Below are 2,921 nucleotides of genomic sequence, written 5' to 3'. Positions count from 1 at the left end.
CGGCCGGGTTCGACGTGCGGGTGCTGCCGGAACCGCTGCCGACACCGGTGCTGGCGCACGCGAGCCGCGCGCTCGACGCGGTGGCAGGAGTGCAGATCACCGCTTCGCACAACCCGCCGCAGGACAACGGGTACAAGCTGTACCTGCGCGGCGGCACGCAACTCATCGGCCCTGCCGACACCGAGATCGAGCAGCACATCCAGCGTTCCCCGGCGGCCAATTCGGTGCCACGGCGCCGGAATTGGTCGGTGCACGAGCGCGCGCCGGAGGAGTACCTGGCAACGCTGGCTTCGCTGCCGCGCGGGGGCGCGCGGGACCTGCGGATCGTCGCGACAGCGTTGCACGGCGTCGGTGCCCGGCCGCTGCACCGTGCTTTGACCGCTGCCGGGTTCACCGATGTGCAGTGGGTCGGTTCGCAGGCGGAACCGGACCCGGATTTCCGCACGGTCGGTTTTCCCAATCCGGAGGAACCCGGGGCGACGGACGAGTTGCTGGAGCTGGCCGGACGGCGCGGCGCGGACTTGGCCATAGCGCTCGATCCGGACGCGGACCGTTGCGCGCTCGGCGTGCGCGATCCCGACGGCTCGTGGCGGATGCTGCGCGGCGACGAGACGGGAGTGCTGCTCGGCGAGCACGTCCTGTCCTCGCTCGACCGCGCCGAGCACCCGGATCCGCTGGTGGCGACAACGATCGTTTCGGCGACCATGCTGCGTTCGATCGCCGCCCGGCACGGCGTGCGCTTCGACGAGACGCTGACCGGGTTCAAGTGGCTCGTACGCGCTGGCGACGGATCCGGCACCGGGCTGGTCTACGCCTACGAGGAAGCGCTCGGGCACTGCGTCGACCCGGATCGGGTGCGGGACAAGGACGGCATCTCGGCGGCGGTCCTGGGCTGCGACCTGGCCGCGACCTTGCAGGCGGCGGGCCGGGACTTGCCCGCGTTGCTCGACGAGCTCTCCACCGAGCACGGCGTGCACCGCACCGGCCAGGTATCGGTCCGGGTCACCGATCTGGACGTGATTTCGCAGCTCATGCGGCGGTTGCGGGAGCACCCGCCCACGACCTTGCTGGGCGCGGAAGTCACCACCCGCGACCTGCTGCCGGACACCGATGCGTTGCTGATCACGGGATCCGGCGGGCTGCGGCTGGTGATCCGGCCGTCCGGGACTGAGCCGAAGCTGAAGTGCTACTTCCAGGCGGTCGAGCAGGTGGCCGCGACCGGAACCGAACTCGTGGAGGCGAAGCGCCGCGCCGACGAGCGTCTCGCCGAACTCCGGCAGGCGGTTACCGACCTGGTACGACCACCCGAGCCGGGCTGAGCCCGGCGCGCGCAGCACTGCACTCGCGGACGCATCCGGACCCGCCGAACCCGCTTGCAGTGCCGCGGAAGTCCCGGTGCTCAGCACGTTGTGCACACCGACCTTGAACGACTACCTAGACTCCGGGCCATGGCAAGACTGCTGATCGTGCACCACACGCCCTCGCCCGGAATGCAGGCGATGTTCGAGCAGGTCGTCGCCGGTGCGACGACCGACGAGATCGAAGGTGTGGAGGTGATCCGCAAGGCTGCACTGGCGGCCACCGCCGCGGACGTGCTCGAGGCGGACGGCTACCTGCTGGGCACTCCGGCGAACCTGGGTTACATGAGCGGCGCGTTGAAGCACTTCTTCGACACCGTTTACTACCCCTGCCTCGATTCCACGACGGGCCGGCCGTTCAGCTGCTACGTGCACGGCAACGAGGGCACCGAGGGAGCGCTGCGCGCGATCGGTTCGATCACCACGGGGCTGTCGTGGAAACAGGTCGCCGAGCCGGTCACCGTCTCCGGTCAACCCGACTCGGACTCGTTGTCGGCGTGCTGGGAGCTTGGCGCCACGGTCGCCGCGAACCTGATGGGATGACGCGCCGCCGGTGGCTGCCCGGACGGGGCACACTCGCCTTCGGCCCGCGGCGGTGCGAGCCCGGTAGCGGCCGGAGTTCGCGCCTTGGAACGTCCGTCGAGGGCGGCGAAGTCGATCTTGCGACCGCCCTGTCGCCCGGCTGTCGATCTTGCTGCGGCAACCGTCCCGCGGACGAGTTTTTCCCGCGATTCTCCGGAAACAGCCCCTGTTGATCTTGGTCCGAGATCACCCGGTAAGGTGATCATCGCCGCCGGGGCGCGCACCCGGACGGTGACCGGGGCGCCCTGGGCGCAGGCCCGCCTTCCCTCAACTGTCGTGCCGAGTTCGGGGCGCCCCTCTCCACCGCACCGCGGTTTCGATCCGGCGTGTGACCGGCCGCGGTGCGCACTGCCCGCACGCACTCGTCAAAAAGGGCATTAGGCCAGGTCACCGCACAAGCGTTACGCTTTCACGGTGAGTGAGGAAACGATCGAACTCGAACTCGACGACTCCGGTGTCTCCGTGGACCTCCCACAGCCCGCGAATCCGCGGGACGAGGTGCACGCCGTGCCCTACCGGCCGGTCGAGTTCCGCGACGACGATCTGCCGACCGCGCTGGAACGGTCCGCCAATTGGCTGCGCGAAACGCAAGCGTGGCTGGGTGAACCGGTGGACGTCATCGCCGTCCACCTGGACTACGACGAACGCCAAGGTGCGCCGTATTACGACCTCAAGTTGCTGTGCAACGAAGAGGACCTGGCAGGCGCACCGATCGCCATGCGAAAGCACGAAACCCGGCTCGCCGAGAGCTGACCTACGCACTGCCCGCCGGGTGGCCCGTTCCGCCGCGAACGGGCCACACCCGCGAAACACCGCGCCTTACTGAGTGCGCCTGCCCTTCCAGGCCGTCGTTCCGCGCAGCACCCGCACCGCACCATCGATCAGCACGCCGCCGAACAGCGCTCCGGTGAACGGCGCCAGCGGCGCCAGCTCCGGGTTCGCCCGCATGTACCGCGCGGTGTGCGCGTGCGCGATGCTCTG

General features: G+C 69.6%; 3 protein-coding genes. All 3 read left to right on the top strand.

The annotated features are described in order from the left end of the window. Positions 1-1,319 (top strand): phospho-sugar mutase (locus IJH84_RS07525; protein ID WP_295141959.1); only part of this gene is annotated, 1,319 nt, incomplete at its 5' end. A gap of 129 nt (positions 1,320-1,448) precedes the next feature. Beyond that, the gene (locus IJH84_RS07520) at positions 1,449-1,901 is read left to right on the top strand and encodes a flavodoxin family protein (RefSeq protein ID WP_295141956.1); all 453 of its coding nucleotides are present in this window, start codon (positions 1,449-1,451) and stop codon (positions 1,899-1,901) included. Between the two features lie 453 nt (positions 1,902-2,354). Continuing rightward, entirely contained in the window at positions 2,355-2,693 is a 339-nt protein-coding gene (locus IJH84_RS07515) for a hypothetical protein (RefSeq protein WP_200068605.1), read from the top strand. Positions 2,694-2,921: the final 228 nt, after the last annotated feature.

It is taken from the genome of Saccharopolyspora sp. (assembly GCF_017434145.1).
Classification (GTDB): Bacteria; Actinomycetota; Actinomycetes; order Mycobacteriales; family Pseudonocardiaceae; genus Saccharopolyspora_C; species Saccharopolyspora_C galaxeae.
Note: the sequence above shows the minus strand (reverse complement) of the source record. Positions and strands in the feature narration are given on the sequence as shown.